The organism is Acinetobacter sp. CIP 102136 (assembly GCF_000369685.1).
GTDB lineage: Bacteria > Pseudomonadota > Gammaproteobacteria > Pseudomonadales > Moraxellaceae > Acinetobacter > Acinetobacter fasciculus.
Genome location: NZ_KB850145.1, coordinates 43,681 through 67,189, shown reverse-complemented (window position 1 = coordinate 67,189; position 23,509 = coordinate 43,681). Strand labels below are relative to the sequence as shown.

Here is a 23,509-nt window from a genome sequence, read left to right as displayed (position 1 = left end):
GTCCATCGTGTCAAGTTCCCTGCTGATATCGGTGTGATGTGCACTACTCGGGAAGCCTCATTGAGATGTTTGCCAGAGTTTGGCAGCGGTTCAATAAGTCAACATTAATAAATATATCCTAAATTAATAAAAAATCTAGATATTTTTATCTTAATTATTTTTGTTTAACTGGGATAATGTCGTCGCTATCCTACTGGTCCTGCAGCGACTCTAATTCGCATTCTGGATTCCCATCCAACTCTGATTTAAAAAAGATTAAAACAACTGTTATTGGTTTGTTTTATTTTGTAATATATAAATAATATCTTCTTAAACAAAAAAAATATGGAACATTCTACTAAAATTTTTATTAGTTATTGTCATGCAAATGACATTCACTTCAATGCATTAATGTCCCATTTAGGCGCTATTGCTAAATTCAATAATATAGAAATCTTTACAGATCAACAAGTTGACATAGGTCAGGATTTAGATGGAACTATCCAAGAACATCTTCAATCTGCAGATATAGTCGTGTGTTTAGTTAGTACAGAATATTTAAACTCAGATTACTGTATTAGAAAAGAGTTAGAAGTTGCAATTGAAAAGCAAGTAATTGATAACTCTAAAATTTTTCCAATTATTGCTGAGGATTGCCTTTGGAAAAGAACATATTTTGGAAAAATAAAATGTGCTCCTGAAGATGGTGGTCCTGTATCAAAGTATGAGAATATAAGTTCTGTCTATTTAACAGTAGTAGATCAATTGATGAGTCAAATTGAGAGAAATAGAACTGTAGATATTGAAAAAAAAAAAGATCATCTAGCATCAGCTCTGATCTTTGACCAATCTGAAAAATTTCATAATTACATTCATGACCTAGGAATAAGTATAAAACATCCTCATAAAGATCATGTGATCCTGGATGATGTTTTTATTTATCCTGATTTGGAACATATAAATAGTAATGATGTAATTAACTACAAACAAATTTCTTCAGAAAGTATTCTCGAAAAATATAATTATTGTTATTTTATCGGATCAGATAAATCTGGAAAAACTGCCTTATTAAAAAAATATTCTCACGATTTATTTAAAAAGGGTTATCAAGTCGTCACTTTAAAGTCAACAGATATTAAACATTATAGTGCAGAGCAACTTCTTAAAATTTGTTCAAATAAATATAATATTGAATATGATAAGAATCTAGAAAATTTTGTTTTATTAATTGACGACTTCCATAATTTACAAATTAGTGAAAAATATGAAAATGATTTTTTAAAGTCTATAACTAGTTTTTTTAAGAAAATTTATTTTTTTGTAGATAAACAATATTTTTTTGGAGATAGATCAAAACATTTAAATGTAAATTTTGAAATTTTTGAAATAAAAAATCTAGGTCACGTTAAAAGAAATGAGCTATATAGTAAGTGGTATGGGATTGGAATTGAAACTCCTTATGTACAAAATGATGCAGATTTTTTAAGGAAAATTGATACTGTTACTAATCATTTTGATCTGTTACTTAGAAAGAATGTAATGGACGCTAAGCCAATGTATATTCTTACTATTATTCAGACCTTAGATAATTTAAATGTTTCTAGAGACTTCTCTCTAACTTCTTATGGACATTGTTATAACACACTAATTTTAAGTCTATTACATAAGTCAAATGTAAATCATCATGACTTTGATAGTATTTTAAATTTTTTATCCCATCTTTCATACAACATGTTTGAAAATAGAGCCAAAAGTATATCCAATGAAAGATTAGATAATTTAATTAAAGACTATCATAAAGATTATGTTATTAATTTAGATATCAAAAAAACACTAATTGAATCAAATATTTTATATTTAGATGAAAATTTAGATTATATTTTTTCACAAAAATATATATATTACTTTTCTTGCTCAAAATATATAGCTACCAACCAAAATACTCTTACTAGTTTAATTAAAGAACTATGCGACACTATTCATACAGAAGAAAGTGCTAATATTCTAATATTTTTGGTTCATCACTCAAATTCTACTGATTTTATTGACAATATTTTAGATTACAGTTCAAATCTATTAATAAATAGCACACCTCATTACTTAACCCTTGATCAAAATCAAGATTTAAATTTAAAATTTAAACAAATTTTAAATCAGGAAATTAAACAAATTCGTTTAGAAAATAAAAATATATATGATGAAAGAAGTAAACAACTCACTTTAAAAGATAACAGACCAGAATCAGAAGACGTTTTAGAATCCGCTATTAATTCCCTTGATAACAAAGAAAATAATAGTGAAATTAAAGATAGCCTTGATCAAAATATTGAACTCAATGAAATTAATGAAGCTCATACTATTTTTAGATGTCTTGAAGTACTAGGGCAGATAGCGAAGAACAAATATGGATCTTTCAACCGCAGTAGACTAGAGAATTTACTAGATTCTAGTTATAGCTTAGGTCTCAAGTCTCTATCCTTTTTCTTAGATGTATTGATGAAATCCGATAATGACTTAAAGGAGTTCATGATTTCTATAATTCAAGAAAAGGAAAAATCTTCAAATGAAGAAGCAGTAGCTATGGCTGAAAAAATGATTTTTGAAATGTGTAAATCTGTTTGTCGCTATTTAATTAATTTTATCTCTAAAGCTACAGCATCACCTCAGCTTGAAGAAATGTAAGCGTCCGCTGAATCCCATACCTATTTTTTAATTCGATTTAGGTTTCCAGCAGTGCGGCAGCAATTCTTCAATTTGGGTCACTTTGTGTGTCGGTAACCTTTTCAGCACATCACTTAAATAGGCATACGGATCCAAGCCATTCAGCTTTGCTGACTGGATTAAAGTCATGATGTTTGCCGCTCGCTGACCACTGCGCAGCGAACCTGCAAACAGCCAGTTCTTGCGTCCCAACGCCCAGGGACGCATCTGATTCTCTACCCAATTGTTGCATATCGGTAGATTGCCATCATCCAGATAGCGGCTTAAGGCTGGCCAACGCTTCAGAGTGTAATTGATAGCCTTGGCGGTGGGAGAACTCGATGGCACTGTCAGATGATGTTGGTTGAGCCATTCATATAGTTGTTGCATCACTGGTTGACTATGCTGTTGTCGGTATTCGCGGCGGTCTTCCGCTGTACCATCGGTCTTTTTCCTGAGTTCTGCTTCTATCGCATACAGTTTCTGAATCAGCACTAAGGCCTGTTCAGCAACCTGACTTTTCCCAGTTACATGCAGTTCATGGAATTTACGACGTGCATGGGCCATGCACCCCACCTCAATCACCTGGCCTGATTTAAAACGTGCTTTATAACCACTGTAATCATCACAGACTAGATAGCCCTGCCAGCCTTTCAAGAACTCTTCAGCATGCTGGCCTGAACGACTATCCTGAAAGTCATAGATCACCGCCTGAACTGGATTATACTGTGTGGTGGCATAGGCCCAGACATAACCTTTCTTCGGTTTTTTATTATTCTCACCCATCCGCATGATGGTGACCGGTGTTTCATCTGCATGCAGCACCCGCTGTTGCAGCACCACCTCTTTTAAGGCATTGGCCAGAGGTTCCAGTTCTACACCGCAGCGACCTATCCAGTCAGATAAAGTGGATCTGGACAGATCAATGCCAGCCCGCTGATAGATCAGGCGCTGACGGTACAGCGGCAAATGATCGGCATACTTCGATACCAGCACATGGCTGAGCAATTCAGGTGAAGCAATGCCTTTATCAATCACATAGGCGGGCATCGCTTGCTGAGTTAGAGTGTCACACTGATCACAGACCCATTTACCACGCACATGCTGTTCCTTATAGAACTGTGCCGGTCTGAAATGCAGTTTTTCACTGACATCTTCGCCGATACGACGGAGTTGGCAGCCACAAGCACATTGGGTTGATGCAGGTTCATGCTCAATACGGATGGTGTGTAGATGATCTGGCAGTGGTCGACGTTTAGGTTTATTGGTTTTGGCTTTCTGTGTCGCTGCATTGGTTTTATCTGCATTTAGCCGTTCCAGTTCTAGATCAACCGCGGCAATATCTTCTTCAACCGCTTCATCCCACAGATGGATTTGTTTTGCCGTTAAGTGTTCATTCTTTTGGGCGAATTTGTGCTTTTTAAACAGCGCCAGTTCATGCTCGTATTTTTGATTGAGAATAGAAAGATGTTGAACTTTGGCATCCAATTGTTGGTTTGATTGTGCTAGAGACTGATGCTGCAGCGCCAACTGCCTGGTGAATTCCAGCAGTTGTTCATGGGTCAGTTGGCTTAAGTCAGGCAGCGTATTCATGACCGCAGTATGCCTGAGGTCATGAGAAGAATGAAATAGAACGTTTGGAGAATAGCAGAATGGTCGAGCCTGGTTTAAAGCATCGTCACCACCTGCTGTCGTCCAATGCGCTGCCAGGGCAAACCTTGGATCAGTGCCTGTAACTGTTCCGGGCTGAGGGCCACGGTTTCACCTTGGTGAACTTGAGCCCAGTGAAATTTGCCCTGTTCCAGCCGCCGGGCACACAGCCAGATGCCCAATCCATCATGTACCAGCACTTTCATGCGATGGCCACGTTTATTACAGAACAGGTAAGCACAATGCGGTTTGATGTAGCCAAAGGCTCTCACCACCTGAGCCATGGTCGTATCCATACCTGCACGCATGTCCATGGGCTGAGTAGACAACCAGATTTCATCAATGCGGATCATGTTGCAAGTGCCTTGAGTAATTCTGCCAAGGCAGGTATTTCTGATGTCTGCCATTTTAGCTGAATATCATTATTCGTATGAGGCACGGTGATACACAACGTGATCCTCTCATCAATAGGTTGGCTGATTGCAGCAGTGTAAGGCAAAGCAATAAATGCTGGATTCACATGAGTAGGATCCTGCACGGCACCCTCATGATGGCTGAAGATCCTGATCCAACGACTGACAAGGTTGGCATTAATACTATGTTGCAGTGCGACCGAAGCGATCGAGGTATTAGGATTTTTGCAGGCATTGACAATACTGAGTTTGAATTCTTTGCTGTATTTTCGGCGTTTTTTAGCAACAGGAGGTGTTGCTGAATATATATCCATGTTCATGGATTAAGTCCCCACTTGTTTTTAGGTGGGAACTAAATTAAGGTTTATAGGATCGCTTGGTAAGGCTGTGTTAGCCGGATGCTTACGAAGAAATTACTAATGAGTTATTAATAAAAGAGAATAATCCAGCTTACCAATTAATTTTTATTCAAACTCAGTTATCTTTAGGAAAGCTGCCGAGAAAAGAAATCAAAAAGCTATATGAAGAAGAAAACGATAAAAACTTGATAGTTACTAACCTTTTACAGCACATGGTTTTGAATTTTGTTTATATGAATAAAGTTCACTTTAATGAAAAAAAATGGATTAGTTCAACTTTAAAAATACCTATGAATAATCAGTATAATACAACTCCCGAACACTCATTAGTTCAGAATATTTTATAATAAACAAGGTAAATATTCTGACTTTAATTCAGGATATTTACCTGTTTTTAGTAAAAGCTTTGTAATTAGTAATGAAAACGGCATTGAACAATGCTTATTCGTTGATCCGTAACTTCATAGACTAGTCTATGCTTTTCATCGATTCTACGGCTCCAAAAGCCTGAAAGATTTGCCTTCAGTGGTTCAGGTTTTCCAGTGCCTTCAAATGGTGTTCTCTGACACTCTTTAACCAAAGCATTTATTCGCTTGAGTACCTTCTTGTCTTGTGTCTGCCAATAAAGATAGTCTTCCCATGCATTATCCGTAAACTCAATCGTCCGATTCATCTTCTATGAGATCCCTTGCAATAGTACGGGATGCACGTAATTGGGCAATTGATTCATTCAAACGAGCAGCATTATTCGGAGAGGAAAGTAGATGAAGCGTTTCCATTAAGCTGTCATAGTGTTCTTGTCCCATAACAACCGCGTGGCTTCCTTCTTTACGAGTAATTACTGCTACATCTGCGTCTTCAATAACTTTATCTAAAACGGATTTTAGATTGTTACGTGCATCGGTATATGTAAATACTTGCATGCTTTGCATTTCCTGTTAAATATTTAGCCTTAAAAATATATTTGGTCACTTCACAGATCTAGCATTGATTGGTTAGCACGTTGGCTTATAGATTCGCTATAGATACTTTATACGGACACTTAAATTCAAAAACTGGCTGGTTTCGTTTCTGTTTGCAAAAACACATTTATGTACAGTTTCCTGTACAATTAAAATGTACAATATTCTGTACAACAAGTAAAGTCTTTAATTAGAATATTAATCGGGATATTTATAACCTCACGAAGTAGACTTATGGAATACAGATGTTCTAAAAGTAATTTTTTCAATAAAATAAATAACCATCTAATAAATATAAGTAATATCCAATATCTTAAGTAATTTGAATATAGCCTAAGCTCCAGATGTTTAAAATAAAAGTGTCTGTGTTGAATAGCCACCAAAATTCTAGACACACATAACCATCTTTTGGACTGCCACCACTCTCCTAGACAAATATCGTCTATTCTTTTTGCACAGGAGAAAACATTATGAGTGGACAACGATATACCCCAGAATTTAAAGACGAAGCTATAAAATTAATTACTGAACGAGGATATTCTGTCACTGATGTAGCGGAACGTTTAGGTGTATCACAACACAGTATTTATAAATGGTTAAAGGCGATACAGCCTTTACGCAACAACCCTGATGAACATGAATTGCTCGAAGCAAAGAAAGAGATCCTCCGTCTTAAAAGTCAACTTAGACAAACTGAAGAGGAACGGGACATACTAAAAAAGGCCGCAAGGTACTTTGCAAGTCTGCCCGAGTAAAGTATCAGTTTATTCTTGAGTACAGTAATCAATTTAAGATTAAAACGATGTGTCGGGTTTTAAAGCTTGCTCGTGCTGGTTATTACGCTTGGTTGCATGAACCCGAATCAGGCAGAACTATTGAAGATAAACGGTTATTACAGCTCATCCGATCTTCTTATGATGCTAGTTATGGTATTTATGGTTATCGTCGCATTACTTTGGATCTTAAAGAACTAGGTGAAGGCTGTGGCCCGAATCGTGTACTGAAGATCATGAAAAACAATGGTATTGCAGCAGTTAGAGGATACAAGAAGCATAAAAGTTATGGCCGTGGTCGTCCTCAGATTGTGCCACCCAACCATTTAAATAGAGAGTTTGTTGTGAATACTCCGAATACTTCCTGGGTAACTGATATTACCTATATTCGGACTTGGCAAGGCTGGTTATATCTGGCTGTAGTGCTTGATTTATATTCGAGAAAAGTGATCGGTTGGTCAATGAAACCAACTCTTGCTAAGGATATCGTTCTTGATGCACTACTCATGGCAGTATGGCGACGCAGACCCGATGAACCTGTGATCATACACTCAGACCAAGGCTCACAATACAGTAGTGGAGACTGGCAGAAATTCTGTCAAAAGCATAATTTAATTCCCAGTATGAGTCGCAGAGGAAACTGTTGGGACAACGCTGTTGCTGAATCTTTTTTTAGCAGTTTAAAGAAGGAAAGAATTAAAAAGAGAATCTATAAAACACGAGAAATGGCTCGTGCGGATGTGTTTGATTATATCGAAATGTTCTACAATCGAATCAGGCGTCATTCGCACCTCGATGGTATGAGCCCAGAAGCATTCGAGACAGCTTCAAAATGAGGCTATCTCATGTCTAAGATACTGGGAGCAGTCCATTTGCCTGTGCTCAATATCTACTGGACATTTTCCTTCTCGCTTTAATCGTGATAAAGCATGGCCATAGGTCGCTGCTTTATCTGTATTGATGACCCGTGGAATTTGCCATTTTTTCACCGTATTGAAGATCTTTCCTAGAAAACTATAGGCTGATTTACTGTTCCGTCTAGCGGAAAGGTAAAAGTCAATCGTATGACCACGTTGATCAACTGCGCGATACAGGTAAGTCCATCGCCCCTTCACTTTGATATAAGTCTCATCCATATGCCATGAATGTAAATCTGTAGGATTACGCCAATACCAGCGTAACCGTTTTTCCATTTCTGGAGCATAACGCTGAACCCAACGATAAATTGTACTGTGATCCACATTGATGCCTCGCTCAGCGAGCATTTCTTGAAGTTCACGATAGCTGATGCCATATTTACAATACCAACGAACAGCCCAAAGAATGATTTCACCTTGAAAGTGCCGACCGTGGAAGGGATTCATCTGCTGTATCTCGAAATAAATAAGATATTTAGCTTATCATGTCAGCCTATTTGCAACAGTGCCTCCGTGAACGTCAAAAGGAAGGAATTGCTAAAGCCAAAGCCAAAGGTTTATATAAGGGAAGAAAACGAAAGGTAGACTATTTAGAAATAAAAAAAGCAATGGAAGAAGAAAATGCAACATTTAGAAGTGTTGCAGAAAAGTTTAAAATTGGAATAGCGACCGTACAAAGGGCATTAAAAGCAGATATGAGCAATTAGCAAGGTATATTAATGAATACACTTAGAACTAATAATTTAGAAAAGATCCTAATTAAATTTACACATATTTCAACATTTATTCAGTTAAATAATTCTATAGGATTTACAGATTTAAATACATCAATGGAAGATTTTTTTATATTTATTCTTAATAAGGTTCTTAATACTAATTTAATTAATGCTAATAGAGATGAATTAAATTACCCTGTAATAGATCTATATGATTTAAAAGCAAGAAAAGCAGTTCAGGTGACTTCAAATGATAGGTTAATAAAAAAAACTGAAACAGTAAATAAATTTTTCGAGAAACATCTTAATAATAATTTCGATATCCTATATATTTTTTTTCTAAAGAATAAAGCAAATTTAAATTATCCAAAATATATATCTAATTCTTATATTTTACGTATGAAAGATTTTACTTCTTTATATTCTGATATACGGAGGTTAGATGATAATAAAATTCAGGAAATAGTTGATTACATTGAAAAAAATCTAATTTTCATCCCAATTCATGACTCTACAAATATAAAAAAAATTGAAATTAAGGAAGATGATTTAAAAGGTTTTATTAATAAATCAGGACATTTTTCAGGAGGAGAGTATGAAAAAGAAGATATAGAAAATGCTATGGTTACTTATAAAAACTTATTTAATATTGTTGGCGAATTAAGTGGCGGAGCAAGACGTTATCTATTAAATATAATTTATCATTCCATTAAAAAATCAAGTAAAGAACAGAATCCTAATATATTATTAGAAGGAATATATATGGGATTATCATCATTAAAAAACCGTTATGGAGACGATTCTATTAAATATGTGAATGAATTAATTGAAGCACATCTTGGCTTTATTGATACTGAAATTATGTATCAAAGAATGGGGTACAATTATGAAGCAATAAGTATCTACTATAGAGGTGAGTTAATAGATGGTAACGCTTTTGCTTTCTTGTATGATTACTTAGATTACGATTGTGACAAGTTAGAGCAGATCTTAGTTAATTTAAATTTTTCTTCTTTAAGATAGTTAATTTACCATTTATCTTTAAAACATTGTATTTCCAGTACCTTAAAGCTTATTATTTGATTTTGTCACAAAATCAAAGGGGCTTTTATGTATGAAAATAGAAAAGGTGGTTATAGGGAGGGTGCAGGAAGAAAGGCAATTTACAATGAACCCACTAAGACTATGCGTGTACCAATATCACGTATTGTAGAGATTAAGAAGTTTTTAGCGGATCATAAAAAGACTACCTTCAATGATATAGCTTCTATTACCTTAATTAATCCTTTGACCTTTAAACGTATTCCTTTAGCTTTAGAAAAAGTAGCTGCTGGTTTCCCCTCTCCCGCACAAGATTACATTGATAAAACTTTAGATATGAATGAACACCTTGTGAAAAATGAAGCTGCAACATTTGTTGTCAAAGTAGCTTCACTTTCCATGCGTGATGCAGGCATTGAAATTGATGACGAGCTTATAGTGGATCGTAGTCTTGAAGCTAAACACGAAGATATTGTTATTGCCCTAATTGACAATGATTTCACCGTTAAGCGGTTAATGGTTGAAGGTGATAAGTGTTGGCTTAAAGCTGAAAATTCAGATTATGATGACATTCACCTCAATGATTGCCAAGAATTGTTAATATGGGGTGTAGTGACTTTTGTCATTAAGCCATTTAGGAAACATAAATAATCTAATCCTATTGGTCTAATCTACATGGAAAATCAAAATAAAATCTTTGCTTTGGTAGACATTAATAACTGTTATGTAAGTTGTGAACGTGTCTTTAATCCAAGCCTGAATAATAAACCAGTAATCGTATTATCTAATAATGACGGTTGTGCTGTGGCTCGTTCACAAGAAGTTAAGGATTTAGGAATAAAGATGGGTGTACCTCTATTTCAACTCAAGGATCTTATAGAGCAGCACAACATTACAGTCCTTTCGAGTAATTATGCTCTATATGCGGAAATGTCCCGTAGATTTATAAAAGTCCTAGCTGAATTTGTTACACCTCAAGAACAAGAAATTTATTCGATTGATGAATGCTTTTTAGATCTAACTGCTTATGCTTCAAATTATGATCTAACTGCGTATGCTCATTTAATTCTGGATCGGCTCTCACGTTGGCTAGGTTTGCCGGCCTGTATTGGAATTGGACGGACTAAAACAGAAGCAAAATTGGCTAATCATATCGCTAAAAAGAATAGTTATTTAAAAGGTGTATGTAACCTTGTTTCAATGGACTATTGTTCGATTGAGGGCTTATATCAATTTATAGAAGTTGGTGAAGTATGGGGTATTGGTAGAAAGCATACTAAAAAGCTGAATAGCCTAAGCATTAATACCGTTCTAGATTTTGTCTGTGCTTCACCCTTAATGATTAAAGATCAATTCTCTATAGTCATGCACAGAACATTATTAGAATTACAGGGAATTTCTTGCATTGAAATTGAGCAAAGTCCTAAAGCAAAAAAACAAATAATAGCAAGCCGTTCCTTTGGCCAGAAAGTTTATAGCTGTGAAGATCTTAAAGAAGCAATTACACTTTATGTTCAGGATGCAGTAAGCCGTTTAAGAAGTGAAAATTTACTATGTGGCTGTATTATTAGTTTTGTTCAATCTAATCCATTTGATAGTTCTGAGCCTTTTTATAATAAATCGTTGTCTTACGCTTTACCCGATCCATCAGACAATATTTTATTACTATCTAAAATTGCTACCTCAATGGTTGATCAGCTATACCAGAAGAATATTGGATATAAAAAATGTGGAGTTATCCTCACTTGTCTTGAACCTAAAGCTACTCATATTTATGACCTATTCACGGAAATGAATAAGATAGAATCAAGTAATAAACTTATGGATTCACTCGATGATATACAGAATAAATTTGGTAAGAAAAAAATAGGATTAGGTGCCAGTATGCTACCTGATAGAAATTGGAATATGTCACGTAATAAGCTGTCTCCCAATTACTTTAAATGGGATCAACTTATGAGTGTTAAATAATTAGTCATGACTAAGACAATTTTTTTGCATGTGACTTGCCACCTGGCTAAAAGGAATAACAGGAATTGAAATTAAAATATGCAGCATATATAGCTCTTTTAATAGTAGTGTCTGTTATGGCCTTTAAACAGGTTTATAACCCTTACTTTGATCAAGATAAAGAAGTAAAGACGTTTAGCTTTAATGGAAAAAAATTAACGGCTCTGTACCTATATAGGGAACATGATCAAGAAATAGGTTTTAAAGAAAATTTTTCATTAAAGCCGTTAGTCTTTACGTGGAAAAAGCCGATTTATACCTGTTTTAATATGGTCAATGTACCTTATGACTTAGATATATTTTTCTTTAATGCAGATAAAGAAATTATTGGATCGGCTGTCATGGAAAAGTTTTCCCAAAAGCAGTATTGCCCTAATGAAAAGATAGTATATGCACTAGAAATTGTGAGAGAGCAATAAATTCTATAGTTTAAATATAGACTTTCTACTACGATTATAAATATTTAATAAAGTGACGAACTATTTTTAGGAAAAAAGATGGCTGTTGATATTAATGATATTGTTTCGATTGGAAAACATCCTTTCTTTAGTGGAGTACCACTAAAAATTTTTGCCAAATATGTAGGTGAAAATTCCGCGCGTCATTATAAAGAGTACTTGAAACAATACGACAAATTGCCAAAAATTCGCCCTAAGCCCTTCCTTCAATTACCGCAGACACCACCTGATGATGTTTTAGTATTAAAGCACAAGGCTTTAGAACGCAAATACCAAGTAGTTATCAATCAATATTCAGAATTATCTCGAATGTTTTATGATACTTACAAACAACTTAAAGATTCCTGTAATTCGATTAACTCACAGATAGAAAATTTTGATAGATATTTATCTCATCATGCACTTAGGCAAGATCAAGTAAAAATTTTTAGTGATGATGAGTTACCTTACCGAATTACAATGGATGAATTAAAGTCCTTCTTGATCTCATATCTAGGATTTGAATCAAATAGTTTGATTGACTACAGGCCGATAGTAGAACAACTAAATATAAAAGGTCACCTAATGAGTATCTCTATTTCAGCATGCGAATATACTAAAGATCTTTATATTGCTAGCTTATTTTTTAATGATGGTTCTCCATTACCCGCAGGTTATGGCCATACTATAGAGGTGTGGGATAGCCGCGATTTAGTTGAATATATCCAACGCTATAAACCAATCCTAAGTATTGAAAATAAATCACAATTCTAGATAAACCTGATCGAAAGATCATTATATGTATCTAGAATTGTAAGAGCAATTCAGTACGATAACTATCTCGTTAGCGTTCTTGTTCCTTCCCTTTGTTCAATCTTTGTTGTGGATCTGGCTTATTAGGTTGAATCTGTGGCTGTGGTTTTTTCACTTCTACCTGTGTCCTTAAATAGTCCACTAGATCAACTGCTAGTTTTCTATCTTGCGGATCTGGTGACTGTGATAGAGCTTTAGTAATTTCCTTGTAATGCGTCAATGCTTCTTTTTCTTGCTGTTTAGCTTTCTGGACACGTTCAGGACTGGCCTTATTTTTACCATATCGCTTAAACGATTTGCCCTGCTCTTTCATTTGTTTGACTGACTGCTTATCACTTCTATTTTTTTGCAGTCTAGCTATACGTTTTGTCGCATTCGCTTCAATCCCTCTGGATCTTAATTTTTCAGCAAAACTTTCTCGCCATTCCTGAAGGTCAGCCTTCCTGATATTTAACCGATCACCTTTTTCAGAAACAGCTTTAACAACAACATGCACATGCGGGTTTTCACTTGGATCTTTTGAAGGGTCATTGGTAAAGGTATGCTGCACCAGCATATATTTATGGTCTTTAAAATGTTCCTCTGCAAATTCTTTTGCAGCATCATAAACGCCTTTTTCATCCGTACCTTTCGGCATAGATAACACTATATTAAAAGCCTGCTTGTATTTAGATTCATCATCAGAAATAGGTGTACCTGACATTTGCCAATCTTCAGCAGTATCTTCTATATCATCCTTGCCATTAACTTTATTTCCGTCTTGATCAATGCCCTCTAATTGTCCATTCCGTGTGATATATCCCATGTGGGCTTTCACCTTCCCCATAGAATTACCTCCACCAGTAACCTTGACCATTACTTCAGGGGTCTTTTTACTGATTCTATTTAAAGTTGCCTTAACGCTATTTGGAGATGATTTAGCTGAATGGCCAGATCCATTTTTAGGCTTAGACAGATCATTTAAAAAAGTATCTAAACTTTGGGTCTGATTAACACGCTTAACTTTAGATCCGTTAAGTAGCTGCTCACCATGAGTAAGCAAAGTGCTTTGCACTTCTCTGGTAGTATTACTGCTTCCGTTAGCCATTATTCCCACCTCTTTTTATTGCGCTCTAATAGAGTGAAAACATGCCTAACTTGAGCTTTTACTAGCTGATGCACTCGCTCGACAAATTCTCTATCGTAAGATTCATAAATACCCTGATTCATATTCTTAGCCATTTGGTTTAGGTTTCTACCAATCGCCAAAAGCTGACTATTTGATTCGCCAAGTTTAAGAGCTTCTTCCTGGCTAAAGAATATTGAATCTTTTGTGACATTAGCTGTTAAAACCGAAATGATATATTGATTCGGTTTCATGCCGACCTGTGCTGCTTTTTCATTAATGGCTTTCATCAAACTTGGTTTAAGCCGTAATTCTTTGCGTGATGTTTTTTCAAATACATCTATAACGTCTTGCGTTTTTTCTATTTCAGATAACTTTTCCTTGATCATTTTTTTTATCAGGTCGTCTGGATCTACTTCTTCAAACTTAGCTAAATGATAGATTTTTTCGGCTAAGTCCTTTTCAAGATTCAAGGAAAAATCTTGTCCTGAATATTCTGGATCATTCTCTTTTTGATAAGAAAGTTCTAACGCTTTTTGGAAAGGTGCGCCTTTCTTAATTCCCTGTTTTTCACACTTTGCTTCCCACCAATCAAGCACTGCCCGATCAACTCTGAAAAAGATTTTATTGTCTTTAGTCATGATTAATTCCATAAGCAAAGTGATATTTTGCTTATCCCATTCTATCAACTGGGTGACAATATGGCAATTTTAACGGCTGCTGCCTATCCTGCCTTACCTTAGATTATATATCTTTTTTTTCCCTCTTTTCTCCTTAGTCATGACTAAGGGTAATCAAGCTAGGTGGTCGGGGAAACCCGCCCAAAAAAAGACCTTGCATTAGCAAGGTCTTTTTCCATTGGTAGGTTTAGGCTTCTTGTAAATACTCGATTTCAAGGCTGCTGCAATCTACGGATACCTCTGTTCCATCTTCGTATTTGATCCATGCAAAACCCAAAGAAGAAGGCTTTTTATTAAGCATCAGGTTCGCTTGTCTGCCGTCATGAATAACAACTAAAAGCGGTTTTTTGATTTTGTCTGGATCTTCTTCTTTAGCTTCTGGCTGCTCTTTCTGGTTCGATTGATCCATCAGTTTTTTAACTTCAAGTTCTTCAGTCGCTTCAGCTTGATCATTCCCATTAAAATTGAAAGATTCATTATCATCAATAATAGCGGTTTGCTCTTGGCTTTCTTGCGCCTGTGGTTCTGATTCTGGATCTGCTTCAGTCGCTTCAGCTTGCTTAGGTTCTTTTAACTTTTTAGATAGAGCCTGTACTTTCGATCTGATAATGTCTTGACCATTCTCTAAAGATTCATCCACCCAAGCGTTTACTTCTTCAGGGAATGATTCCCAAAGTTTGCGTAAGTCATACAAAGTCTTTGGAGATTTAAAACCTGCATCATAAGCCTTAGATAAGCACTCTGGCATATCCACTAAAGCTAGGTGAGTAGAAATAAAAACAGGATCTTCATTTAACTTTTTAGCGATTACGTTTTTCTTCTCGCCTTGCTTAATTTTCTTTTGGATGAAAAGTGCAAGCTCAATAGGTGAATGGTTAAGGCGTTCTTTATTCTCCATGACCTGATCATAATCATCATGATCATTATCAACAAAAGCAGGGATAGTTTCCTTGCCAGCCATCACTGAAGCTCTAAAACGTCTAGCTCCATAATTGATGATCCACTTGCCTTGTTCTGTTGGGTGGGGTTTAACACTAATAGGTGTTTTAACTCCACGAGCCTTGATTGATTCGACCATTTTTAGCATCTGATCTTCTGGAAATTCGACACGCGGCTGATCTGGATCTTCAAGAATATCTGTAAGTGGAATCTGTTTAGGCGTTCCGTCTGCTACTGGTGCAGGATTACCTAGATCAATACCTTCCAAAGCTGATAAATCTAACATTCCTTAAATCTCCATAAACTTGTTAATGCTTTCAAAAACTGTTTTTAATTCAGCCCATGCGGTAAAACCGCTAGTTTTACCCAATTTATTTGTTGGTATGCCTTGCGCTTGGGCTTCAGCGATTGCAGTCGTTTTTTTAACGAAAGCATAGCTACCGTCTGAGTTTTTGATCAGGTACTTTGAAAAATGCTGAACAATAGCTTTTAGGTTGTCTTTCTGGAATGGAGTTGGTTCAACAATATTCGGAAGGATGCCGATTAATTTTAAATTTGGGTTTAGCTTTTGATTAATTGCTTGGATCTGCTTCAGTAATCCACCGATGCCGTCAATAGCTTCCTGATTCAACTGAATTGGACTTAGAACATAGTCACTAACAATCAATGAAGCCACTTGGCGAATGTCGGGATTTGGATTGGTATCAATCAGGCAAACATCAAATAAAGAATCAACTGATTTTAAAAACTTCTGGTAATTGGTGGCAAAGCTATTATGCAAAGTGCCATTTTTTTCAATAGCTGTTAATTCTGGTGTTGCTTGTACTAAAGTAAAGCCTTCAGGATTTGAAATAGTTTGATCTTCTTTAGTCAGCATGTCGAAAGCAGATACATTAGCTACAGTCACAGCCCCGCCAGTAATCAAGGCTTTTGTAGTGTTTTTCTGGTGGTCTAGATCAATGACTAATACACGTAAGCCCAAAGAATTCAAATAGTGTGCATACTGGCAAATGATTGCAGATTTCCCCACACCGCCCTTTTGATTTGAAGCAACAACTTTTTTCATATTTCACCTAGTTTAATGGCTTATTAAGGGTCGCCCTATTGCGTCCTTATGCTGTATATTCTAACGTCCACCTGTGGACATTGCAAGCATTTTCTTAGTCATGACTAAGTTTTTTATCATAAAAAAATCCTCCCATAAAGGGAGGACGTAAATTAAAAATCTTCAGGATAACCAATTGTTATGACTGGTTCTCCTTGATCTCCACCATGTACGTGCAATTCTAAAATATGATTTCTCTTGCGACCAGCGCCTGTGATAATCACTGTAAAACGTACCGCACTAGGGCTTAGGGGTGTCTTATATGCTCGGCTCATCCATAAAATGTCATGAATAACGCCCTCTAAGTCATTAAGCCATTTTTCATTTTTTACAGCCTTATCAACTACCGCCCAAAGCGCAGAAGTGAAGCAGATAGGATGCTTATAATGTTCTTTTGCAAGTCCATCTAATTTAGGACTAAGAGAATTGATTGCAACTAGAAAACCTTCTTCAATGGCCTGCTGACGTGTGTAAACTGAAATGTATTGTTCCATGATTTTTAACCTGTTTTATTTCAGGTCGCCCGATGCGTCCTGATAAAATCATTATATCAGTCCACCTGTGGACTTTCAAGCAAAAGCTTAGTCATGACTAATTTTTTATAGGGAAAATTGAGTAGAAAAATATCTGTTTTAATACCTGGCTAAACTGCTTTTCAGATGTTCTTATTTGCGATTCTTAGGCTTCTGACAGCCTTTTTTATATATGAAGTTAGTTTATCCCAGCACAAACCTAAACAGGCCAAAATGAGCGTATATAAAGCAGAACAGATAGACAATTTTTTATGTTTTTTAGACAAGCTAAAAACCAAAAAAATTGCCCCCAATAAAAAACCTCCCATTATTGGAGGTTTGCCTTAAACAGCTAAGTTATAAGTGATTCTATAATCTTCAAAATAACCGTTTTCATTGTTGCCCCTTCTGATTCTTTCAATATGAGTAACATTGTGGGCTACTCGGCAATTCATCATGATTTTTTCAATTTCTTGGAATAGTGTTTTTTCATCAAAGATTGGAAACCAGATATTATAGTTAGATCCAGTTAAAACCTCATGACCGCAAAAATGAACCAGTTTACCTGTAGGATAGTTTGTAAATATTGCTACTACTGAAGCTCGCATAATTAATACCTGTTTTATTTCAGGTCGCCCGATGCGTCCTGATAAAATCATTATATCAGTCCACCTGTGGACATTCAATAGAAATCTTAGTCATGACTAAGAATATTGATAAAAAAAGCCCCCTTTCGGGGACTTCTTCATTAAGTTGTTAAAAGCTGTCTTTCTTCTGTCATTCTGGTTTTTTTAACTTTCTGGCTGCCGTGTAACTCTCGCATTTGATCTAAAGTCATTCTGCCCCGACCATTGGATTTTTTACCAATGAACACCCATTTACATTGCACTCGATTCCAGACAAAACCCGCTTCTTTTAATTTTTCTTTGTGCTGCTTAGTGTCGCCAGAAACCCAAACCCAAACGCCAATAATTTCAATATCTAAACCATCCAGATTGATAATTGCATCAATAGCCTGTTTTACTTTTTTCTCAACTTCAGAATGTTCTGAACGGCTTGACCAGAAACCACGACCATTTTCGGAACTGTCTTGATACTGATCTTTTGATGCTTCATTAATAATACGATTTAAAAGCTGTTCATATTCGCTGTTAATTTCCTGCATTACTTCGGTTTTACCGCCACGATCAGGATGATTTTTAAAAGCTAGTTTTTTGTACTGAAGTTTTAACTCGTCTAATGATGTAACTGATGAAAAATGTTTCATGTTTAAATACCTGTTTTATTTCAGGTCGCCCGATGCGTCCTGATAAATTATTATATCAGTCCACCTGTGGACTTTCAAGCAAAAACTTAGTCATGACTAATTTTTTTAATGATAAAAATATATAAAAAATAGGTAGTTAATTATTTTGTCTGGTCTGCTTTTATAATGCTTATATTTTCAATTCTTAGGCTGCTGACAGCCTTTTTTCACCTTATGTCTAATACCCCCACACCAACCCCAAAAACACGCTAAAATGAGCTTAAAAGACGCAAGATGAAAAATTGTTTCCCCCTTAGTCATGACTAAGGAAAATGATGCACTAGATCCCATGAAGATATATCAGAGCAAAGTGTCTACTTTGCGAACTATGGAAAAAGCAAAACCTTCCCTCCCTGATTACCGTTGATTTTCAAGCGAGCTTTAAAAAGCTGTGCTTTTTAAATAGCGACCGTAGAAAATAAACTGCTCCCCTTTGATCTAAAACGGGATACCTAAAGCCAGCCCGCATGGGTGGCGACCAGATAGCATATAAAACTAAAAAATTTAGGGGTAGGTAAGGCAAAAACTTAAAACTTAAAACTTAAAACTTAAAACTTAAAACTTAAAACTTATCAGACTAAATTTATTGACAATAATATTACAGGTTTGGCCAAATTGTGGGAAACATTAAGATTAAGTTATTGTTTTTATTATATGGGTGTAAATTAATATTCTAAAAAAATGGTAAAATATTCCACTTAGGCTAAACATACATATTTAGTCATGACTAAGGTATTAACTGGCTAATTATTAAATTTTACTATTTGGATGCGAACAGAAAAGATAATTTTTATATAGATTAATAAGAGTTTTTGAAGGTTTTAAATTGAACCACCATATTGTCTTAAATTAGCGAAGTCTGTTTAAGATAATATGGTGGGTATGCTTTTTAGATATTAATCCTGATAGTCTGTGTCCTGATCGTCCTTCTTATCATTATTGCTATTAGTAATAATCCCTCGTTTTGCCTGTAACCAGAAGTAATAATCCATATCTATCGGCTTATGAGCATTAAGCTTATCTAACTTTTCAGTTAATAGAGTTCTCATGATTACCTTAGAAGTATCCTCGTCTAAATTACCTAAGAAATATCCATAATCTAGTAAAAATTCTTTGCAATTTACTAAGGTGCTGATTTGCTTTGGAGATACCTTTACTGGTGGTTTGAAATGCTTAATACGATCAGGTGCCTTAAAGTGTGATCCATCATCACTAAATGGAATTGCAGCAGCCAGATAGCCCTTTTTCATTTTATCTATAAATTTGATGTGTCCTTGCTCTTTATATTCAGTTTTCAAGTTAAAAATGAACTTAATAGCAACTACTTCCTTTCCATTTTTTACGTTCTCAAAACTGACATTAATATTACTAAGTTCGTTAATTTCATCCTGAGCTACATTCAAAACACGGCTTTTAAAATTGGCCAACTCTTTATATTTATCCTCACATTCAAGCATCCATCTTAATTCTTCCAGATCAATAGTGACCTCTGATGTACGCCACATATAGCTCATTAAGATCCTATACAAACGAAGGGAATAGCTCGAATTAAATAAGATAATATGCTTCAGTTCATGGCTACTAAATGACTTAGTTTTTTCATCTACTTTCTTAACTAGATCATAGAAATATTCAAAAAATTCTTTTGCGAATCTTACCTTAATACATTTAGTTGCTTTGTCATAATGGCAATAAGTCATCATCGGAACTTTAGCAGGTTCGTCAGATTCCCCATCTTTAACCAACATAGTTGGGTTATCAAATTTTGTATAAATACGTTTTAAAGCAGTTTCAGCATTTCTCTGAATTTCACGTTTATCTGTTGCTGTAAGCACTTCCTTTCTAGCCATTGGGGAAGTCAATTCTCCAAAGTTTTCGCTACTCACATAAATGAAGTCGTCATAAGTAATTGAGGTCTTATTTTGAAGCTCATTCTTTCTTACGATGATCATTGCACAGTACATAAGCTTCTCAAGATTGAGATCAATGCTATATCTGGCAGTAGGAAAATCATTGCGGGTCACAACTAAATCGGTCAATTTTGCCCTTGTATTAGATTGTGTATAGTCTTCTAAGCCTTGTGAGCCAATAATTTTCTGCATTTTTTTGTAAATCCGTTATTCCTTTTGAAACCATTATAACTATACAAGTATATTTATCAAGTATGGTTATTAACTAAGATTATAAGATATTGTTTTTAAAATATATATTTATTAAAAATCAGTAAAATTACTTTATACCCCTGTAGTAGTATAAAAAAATAAATGTTTTTCCTGTTTAAGTATTTTGTTTTATTTCAATTAGTTACGTTGCGACAAAACGTATGGCTATTTTTAACACAAAAACCAGATAAAAAATATTCAATTTTGAATATTTATAACTATTATATAAATATCAATTACTTACAATGCGACAAAACGTATAGTTATGATTTTAAGCCTATACAAATATCTTTTTTAGCACCAAAAAATAAAAATTGTTCTTTAATATAATTATTTATATAAAACAATAACTTATTAGATTAGCAAGAATCTAGTTAATTCCTGAAAAATATATATAATCGTATCCAGTACGCATAATCGCAGGTTTGCGACAAAACGTATAGTTATGCGGGGAAGTTGCGACAAAACGTATAGTTTTGAGAGTGCAGCATGGATTAAGGCTAAAAAATACGCAAAAATATAATAAGTTAGAGCTAAACACCTAACTAATTACTGATTTTTAAGAAAAATTTAGCCATTTTTTGTATTCGGTTGATAAGCTTGTGGATTATTTGCGACAAAACGTATAGATATGTGACAAAACGTATAGTTATAGCGACAAAACGTATAGTTGTAGCGACAAAACGTATAGTTGTAGCGACAAAACGTATAGTTATAGCGACAAAACGTATAGTTATAGGCTTGCAAACTTATGTTTTAAAAAAAGAAATTAAGGCTCTTAAACTGTACTAAACACTCCTAAACTTTATCTAAACTCTTTTTAAACCTGATTCTAGTTTTTTTTAAAAAGTTTTTAGAAATGTTTAGAAGATTATTAAAGTGATATTTACATGACAAAAAGGGAAGGGATCTAAAAAAAATATGAGCTTTGATATATACAAACTTTTTACAAAAGTTTTAAATTTTTCATTAAAACTTTAAACTTTTTGATATATATTTAAAGCGTTTAAAAATAATTGATGTATTTGTGTCTTTTACACACAGTTACACTTCAGTTACATTTTTAAATTAATTATATTTTGTAAGAATCCGTACTTCACTTTTAAAAAACTAGGGATCTTGCAGAAATGGCTTTAACGATGAATGACTTGAAAACAGTCGATGACTTCAACGCCAATAACTATGGTGTTGAAATTGGTATGAACGAACAGTTCCAATATTTTGTGACTGTTAAAGTAAATGATGTTGATCACGTCATTCATACCGCATCAGGAAAAATTCGATTCACACGGAATTTACCCTTCTTGATTCAAGAGATTTATTCAATGTGCAGCAATGCCAAAACAATATCTCTAAACTTTGAAGGCAAGTTATTCGTACTGGAAAACTCATCTAAATAGAGTGACTACTTGTGTATAAAAAATTTATTTTAGGTTTAACTTTAGCTAGTGCATCTACCTTAGTTGCAGCTAAAGATGAAAATTATGGCTGTCGTGCTTTTATGTGCTTTGCTGGCGGTCTTAATGTTTCTGAATGTCAGTCTACAATTAGTGACGTAAAAAAAGATCTGGCTAAAGGTAAAGGCTTTCCTCACTGTTCATTCGTCAGCAGTAATCAAGACGGATCTGTTGGAGGAGGAGAAGGACAACCTAAAATTTCATCTTATACACATAATAAAAGAGTTTATCTTTATGTAGATGACAAGTTAGTCACTACAGTTAAAAAGTCCTAAGTTTTTGCAAGAAAAAAAAGCCTGATTAAATCAGGCTTTTTTTTCTTGCAATTGTTTATAGAAAATTCTTAAAACTTCTTTGACTGCTACACTTTTTCCTTGTTTTTCCCCGCCATAAATATCTTTTAAATATTCTAAGGCTTCCAATGCTTCAACATCTTCAGGAACATCCATATTGAAATAAACTGATAGTGGAGTTTTGGTAGTAGGCTTTTTTCTATATCTTTTTCTGCGATCTAATACCTTTCCTTCTGTTTCTGTTTCTAGTTCTTCAGTCATAACTTATCCAATTTAATAAATGTCCACAGGTGGATATTAAGTCCTTTTCAAATAATTTACTACTTATATCGAGTCGCCATTTATAGGGAGTAGCATTGCAATAGTATGTTTTAACGTGAGGTTATAACCCTTTTAATAACCTCATGCTATGTACTATTTAAATCCCGCTACTAAATCAAAAGGGAGCAGTTTATTTTCTGCGGTCGCCATTTAAAAAGCACAGCTTTTTAAAGCTCGCTTGAAAATCAACGGTATTCAGGGAAGGGGAAATTTAACTAATTGCACCAGTTCGCAAAGTAGACACTTTGCTCTGAGATACCTTTAGAGGATCTGGATTAGATAGGTAATGTAGATGCCTGGATAAATGCTGTAGCTTGCAGCATTTATCCAAGCATAGAGGTTTTTAGTCATGACTAAAGCAGAATTTAGATAAATTATTTAAAATTATTTAAATTTTTTTAAAAAACTTTACCAAGATTACCTAAATTGATGATAATGCACCTTTGTAATGGGTGCTTTAAAAGGTTTTATGGATGACTGATTTTATAAATATTGATCCTGATTTTTCTATTTCAGAGGTGGTGCTAGAAGAATCTAATAAACAAGGATTTATTAAAGAGTTAATTATTAATGAATTTGAGGATGGATTTTTTATCACAGCAAAACTGGCATGGTCAGGCCAAAAGGTTTGGACTTTAACAACCAGACGAGAAAAAGATAAAGCTAGGATTTTTAAGGATCTGACTAGGCTTAATGATTTCTTGAAAGAAAAAATCTATACAGAAGAAGTAAAAATAATAAGAATTAAGTAAAAAGATACAAAAGCCATTTCCAATATGATATATTTTGGATTGTATTCTTTAAAGCTCTAAGATGGGATTTGAGAAAATGGCAATAAGTTTAAATAAATATGGAAATT

25 protein-coding genes and 2 pseudogenes are annotated in these 23,509 nt (G+C 34.7%); 12 read left to right on the top strand and 15 right to left on the bottom strand.

Annotated elements, in window-relative coordinates:
* Window positions 1-180: 180 nt before the first annotated feature.
* Window positions 181-249, top strand: a pseudogene (locus F893_RS17975) (transcriptional regulator); the annotation flags it as partial.
* A gap of 75 nt (window positions 250-324) precedes the next feature.
* Window positions 325-2,661 (top strand): TIR domain-containing protein, encoded by a 2,337-nt coding sequence (locus tag F893_RS15820; protein ID WP_005252365.1) that lies wholly within the window; start codon window positions 325-327, stop codon window positions 2,659-2,661.
* 27 nt (window positions 2,662-2,688) lie between these two features.
* Here the strand turns inward: F893_RS15820 and F893_RS15815 are convergent, their stop codons facing one another.
* The 5 genes from F893_RS15815 to F893_RS15795 all read right to left on the bottom strand — a co-directional run bounded on the left by F893_RS15815 (window position 2,689) and on the right by F893_RS15795 (window position 6,024).
* The gene (locus tag F893_RS15815) at window positions 2,689-4,272 is read right to left on the bottom strand and encodes an IS66-like element ISAba25 family transposase (protein ID WP_005080957.1); all 1,584 of its coding nucleotides are present in this window, start codon (window positions 4,270-4,272) and stop codon (window positions 2,689-2,691) included.
* A 74-nt stretch (window positions 4,273-4,346) separates the two neighbouring features.
* A complete protein-coding gene (gene tnpB / locus F893_RS15810) occupies window positions 4,347-4,682 on the bottom strand; it encodes an IS66 family insertion sequence element accessory protein TnpB (protein WP_000618091.1) in 336 nt (111 codons plus the stop codon).
* Entirely contained in the window at window positions 4,679-5,062 is a 384-nt protein-coding gene (locus tag F893_RS15805) for a transposase (protein ID WP_001055585.1), read from the bottom strand. The genes tnpB and F893_RS15805 overlap by 4 nt, the downstream gene beginning before the upstream one ends.
* A gap of 451 nt (window positions 5,063-5,513) precedes the next feature.
* Entirely contained in the window at window positions 5,514-5,774 is a 261-nt protein-coding gene (locus tag F893_RS15800; RefSeq protein ID WP_034436743.1) for a Txe/YoeB family addiction module toxin, read from the bottom strand.
* Window positions 5,758-6,024: a type II toxin-antitoxin system Phd/YefM family antitoxin gene (locus F893_RS15795; RefSeq protein WP_005253334.1), complete on the bottom strand. Its 267-nt coding sequence runs from the start codon at window positions 6,022-6,024 to the stop codon at window positions 5,758-5,760. Before F893_RS15795 ends, F893_RS15800 begins: the two co-directional genes overlap by 17 nt.
* 509 nt (window positions 6,025-6,533) lie before the next feature.
* On the opposite strand from F893_RS15795, the gene F893_RS15785 reads away from it, so the two are divergent.
* A protein-coding gene (locus F893_RS15785) for an IS3 family transposase (RefSeq protein WP_141667081.1) occupies window positions 6,534-7,672 on the top strand; the annotation gives its coding sequence in 2 pieces (ribosomal slippage) (window positions 6,534-6,792 and window positions 6,792-7,672; 1,140 coding nt in all).
* Window positions 7,673-7,705: 33 nt separating this feature from the next.
* On the opposite strand, the pseudogene F893_RS15780 reads toward F893_RS15785, so the two are convergent.
* Window positions 7,706-8,200: pseudogene (locus F893_RS15780) on the bottom strand (IS6 family transposase); the annotation flags it as partial.
* 38 nt (window positions 8,201-8,238) lie between these two features.
* Between F893_RS15780 and F893_RS17970 the strand changes: the two are divergent.
* The 6 genes from F893_RS17970 to F893_RS15750 all read left to right on the top strand — a co-directional run bounded on the left by F893_RS17970 (window position 8,239) and on the right by F893_RS15750 (window position 12,731).
* Window positions 8,239-8,460: a hypothetical protein gene (locus tag F893_RS17970; protein WP_005253330.1), complete on the top strand. Its 222-nt coding sequence runs from the start codon at window positions 8,239-8,241 to the stop codon at window positions 8,458-8,460.
* A gap of 12 nt (window positions 8,461-8,472) precedes the next feature.
* Window positions 8,473-9,492 carry an SMEK domain-containing protein gene (locus tag F893_RS15770; protein WP_005253329.1) on the top strand — a complete coding sequence of 340 codons (1,020 nt, stop codon included), beginning with the start codon at window positions 8,473-8,475 and terminating at the stop codon, window positions 9,490-9,492.
* Window positions 9,493-9,579: 87 nt separating this feature from the next.
* A complete protein-coding gene (locus tag F893_RS15765; protein WP_005253328.1) occupies window positions 9,580-10,161 on the top strand; it encodes a LexA family protein in 582 nt (193 codons plus the stop codon).
* A 24-nt stretch (window positions 10,162-10,185) separates the two neighbouring features.
* A complete protein-coding gene (locus tag F893_RS15760) occupies window positions 10,186-11,481 on the top strand; it encodes a Y-family DNA polymerase (RefSeq protein WP_005253326.1) in 1,296 nt (431 codons plus the stop codon).
* 65 nt (window positions 11,482-11,546) lie between these two features.
* Window positions 11,547-11,939 (top strand): DUF192 domain-containing protein, encoded by a 393-nt coding sequence (locus F893_RS15755; RefSeq protein ID WP_228130267.1) that lies wholly within the window; start codon window positions 11,547-11,549, stop codon window positions 11,937-11,939.
* Between the two features lie 78 nt (window positions 11,940-12,017).
* Entirely contained in the window at window positions 12,018-12,731 is a 714-nt protein-coding gene (locus F893_RS15750) for a hypothetical protein (RefSeq protein ID WP_005253322.1), read from the top strand.
* Between the two features lie 70 nt (window positions 12,732-12,801).
* Here the strand turns inward: F893_RS15750 and F893_RS15745 are convergent, their stop codons facing one another.
* From F893_RS15745 to F893_RS15705, 8 genes are all read right to left on the bottom strand, one after another.
* Complete coding sequence (locus F893_RS15745; RefSeq protein WP_005253316.1) at window positions 12,802-13,857, bottom strand: relaxase/mobilization nuclease domain-containing protein; 1,056 nt, start codon at window positions 13,855-13,857, stop codon at window positions 12,802-12,804.
* Window positions 13,857-14,516 carry a plasmid mobilization protein gene (locus F893_RS15740; protein WP_005253315.1) on the bottom strand — a complete coding sequence of 220 codons (660 nt, stop codon included), beginning with the start codon at window positions 14,514-14,516 and terminating at the stop codon, window positions 13,857-13,859. The genes F893_RS15745 and F893_RS15740 overlap by 1 nt, the downstream gene beginning before the upstream one ends.
* 226 nt (window positions 14,517-14,742) lie before the next feature.
* Window positions 14,743-15,780 (bottom strand): ParB/RepB/Spo0J family partition protein, encoded by a 1,038-nt coding sequence (locus F893_RS15735; protein ID WP_005253314.1) that lies wholly within the window; start codon window positions 15,778-15,780, stop codon window positions 14,743-14,745.
* Between the two features lie 3 nt (window positions 15,781-15,783).
* Window positions 15,784-16,560 carry a ParA family protein gene (locus F893_RS15730; protein WP_005253313.1) on the bottom strand — a complete coding sequence of 259 codons (777 nt, stop codon included), beginning with the start codon at window positions 16,558-16,560 and terminating at the stop codon, window positions 15,784-15,786.
* 152 nt (window positions 16,561-16,712) lie between these two features.
* The gene (locus F893_RS15725) at window positions 16,713-17,093 is read right to left on the bottom strand and encodes a DUF6573 family protein (protein ID WP_005253312.1); all 381 of its coding nucleotides are present in this window, start codon (window positions 17,091-17,093) and stop codon (window positions 16,713-16,715) included.
* Between the two features lie 362 nt (window positions 17,094-17,455).
* Window positions 17,456-17,770 (bottom strand): hypothetical protein, encoded by a 315-nt coding sequence (locus tag F893_RS15715; protein WP_005253311.1) that lies wholly within the window; start codon window positions 17,768-17,770, stop codon window positions 17,456-17,458.
* Between the two features lie 89 nt (window positions 17,771-17,859).
* The gene (locus F893_RS15710) at window positions 17,860-18,378 is read right to left on the bottom strand and encodes a J domain-containing protein (RefSeq protein WP_005253309.1); all 519 of its coding nucleotides are present in this window, start codon (window positions 18,376-18,378) and stop codon (window positions 17,860-17,862) included.
* A gap of 935 nt (window positions 18,379-19,313) precedes the next feature.
* Window positions 19,314-20,519, bottom strand: coding sequence for a replication initiation protein (locus F893_RS15705; RefSeq protein WP_005253307.1), 1,206 nt, complete (start codon window positions 20,517-20,519; stop codon window positions 19,314-19,316).
* A gap of 1,187 nt (window positions 20,520-21,706) precedes the next feature.
* Between F893_RS15705 and F893_RS15700 the strand changes: the two genes are divergently transcribed.
* Both F893_RS15700 and F893_RS15695 read left to right on the top strand, forming a co-directional pair.
* The gene (locus F893_RS15700) at window positions 21,707-21,979 is read left to right on the top strand and encodes a hypothetical protein (protein WP_005253305.1); all 273 of its coding nucleotides are present in this window, start codon (window positions 21,707-21,709) and stop codon (window positions 21,977-21,979) included.
* Window positions 21,980-21,990: 11 nt separating this feature from the next.
* The gene (locus tag F893_RS15695; RefSeq protein WP_005253304.1) at window positions 21,991-22,311 is read left to right on the top strand and encodes a hypothetical protein; all 321 of its coding nucleotides are present in this window, start codon (window positions 21,991-21,993) and stop codon (window positions 22,309-22,311) included.
* A 30-nt stretch (window positions 22,312-22,341) separates the two neighbouring features.
* Here F893_RS15695 and F893_RS15690 read toward each other — a convergent pair whose 3' ends face one another.
* Entirely contained in the window at window positions 22,342-22,590 is a 249-nt protein-coding gene (locus tag F893_RS15690; protein WP_005253294.1) for a hypothetical protein, read from the bottom strand.
* A gap of 533 nt (window positions 22,591-23,123) precedes the next feature.
* Here F893_RS15690 and F893_RS15685 point away from each other — a divergent pair.
* Window positions 23,124-23,402: a hypothetical protein gene (locus tag F893_RS15685; protein WP_005253292.1), complete on the top strand. Its 279-nt coding sequence runs from the start codon at window positions 23,124-23,126 to the stop codon at window positions 23,400-23,402.
* Window positions 23,403-23,509 lie beyond the last annotated feature (107 nt).

What these genes read in the sequence shown, in the direction of transcription:
- F893_RS15820 (WP_005252365.1), top strand. Translation starts at nt 325, where the DNA reads ATGGAACATTCTACTAAAATTTTTATTAGTTATTGTCATGCAAATGAC.
- F893_RS15815 (WP_005080957.1), bottom strand. Translation starts at nt 4,272, where the DNA reads ATGAATACGCTGCCTGACTTAAGCCAACTGACCCATGAACAACTGCTG.
- tnpB (WP_000618091.1), bottom strand. Translation starts at nt 4,682, where the DNA reads ATGATCCGCATTGATGAAATCTGGTTGTCTACTCAGCCCATGGACATG.
- F893_RS15805 (WP_001055585.1), bottom strand. Translation starts at nt 5,062, where the DNA reads ATGAACATGGATATATATTCAGCAACACCTCCTGTTGCTAAAAAACGC.
- F893_RS15800 (WP_034436743.1), bottom strand. Translation starts at nt 5,774, where the DNA reads ATGAATCGGACGATTGAGTTTACGGATAATGCATGGGAAGACTATCTT.
- F893_RS15795 (WP_005253334.1), bottom strand. Translation starts at nt 6,024, where the DNA reads ATGCAAGTATTTACATATACCGATGCACGTAACAATCTAAAATCCGTT.
- F893_RS17970 (WP_005253330.1), top strand. Translation starts at nt 8,239, where the DNA reads ATGTCAGCCTATTTGCAACAGTGCCTCCGTGAACGTCAAAAGGAAGGA.
- F893_RS15770 (WP_005253329.1), top strand. Translation starts at nt 8,473, where the DNA reads ATGAATACACTTAGAACTAATAATTTAGAAAAGATCCTAATTAAATTT.
- F893_RS15765 (WP_005253328.1), top strand. Translation starts at nt 9,580, where the DNA reads ATGTATGAAAATAGAAAAGGTGGTTATAGGGAGGGTGCAGGAAGAAAG.
- F893_RS15760 (WP_005253326.1), top strand. Translation starts at nt 10,186, where the DNA reads ATGGAAAATCAAAATAAAATCTTTGCTTTGGTAGACATTAATAACTGT.
- F893_RS15750 (WP_005253322.1), top strand. Translation starts at nt 12,018, where the DNA reads ATGGCTGTTGATATTAATGATATTGTTTCGATTGGAAAACATCCTTTC.
- F893_RS15745 (WP_005253316.1), bottom strand. Translation starts at nt 13,857, where the DNA reads ATGGCTAACGGAAGCAGTAATACTACCAGAGAAGTGCAAAGCACTTTG.
- F893_RS15740 (WP_005253315.1), bottom strand. Translation starts at nt 14,516, where the DNA reads ATGACTAAAGACAATAAAATCTTTTTCAGAGTTGATCGGGCAGTGCTT.
- F893_RS15735 (WP_005253314.1), bottom strand. Translation starts at nt 15,780, where the DNA reads ATGTTAGATTTATCAGCTTTGGAAGGTATTGATCTAGGTAATCCTGCA.
- F893_RS15730 (WP_005253313.1), bottom strand. Translation starts at nt 16,560, where the DNA reads ATGAAAAAAGTTGTTGCTTCAAATCAAAAGGGCGGTGTGGGGAAATCT.
- F893_RS15725 (WP_005253312.1), bottom strand. Translation starts at nt 17,093, where the DNA reads ATGGAACAATACATTTCAGTTTACACACGTCAGCAGGCCATTGAAGAA.
- F893_RS15715 (WP_005253311.1), bottom strand. Translation starts at nt 17,770, where the DNA reads ATGATTTTATCAGGACGCATCGGGCGACCTGAAATAAAACAGGTATTA.
- F893_RS15710 (WP_005253309.1), bottom strand. Translation starts at nt 18,378, where the DNA reads ATGAAACATTTTTCATCAGTTACATCATTAGACGAGTTAAAACTTCAG.
- F893_RS15705 (WP_005253307.1), bottom strand. Translation starts at nt 20,519, where the DNA reads ATGCAGAAAATTATTGGCTCACAAGGCTTAGAAGACTATACACAATCT.
- F893_RS15700 (WP_005253305.1), top strand. Translation starts at nt 21,707, where the DNA reads ATGGCTTTAACGATGAATGACTTGAAAACAGTCGATGACTTCAACGCC.
- F893_RS15690 (WP_005253294.1), bottom strand. Translation starts at nt 22,590, where the DNA reads ATGACTGAAGAACTAGAAACAGAAACAGAAGGAAAGGTATTAGATCGC.
- F893_RS15685 (WP_005253292.1), top strand. Translation starts at nt 23,124, where the DNA reads ATGACTGATTTTATAAATATTGATCCTGATTTTTCTATTTCAGAGGTG.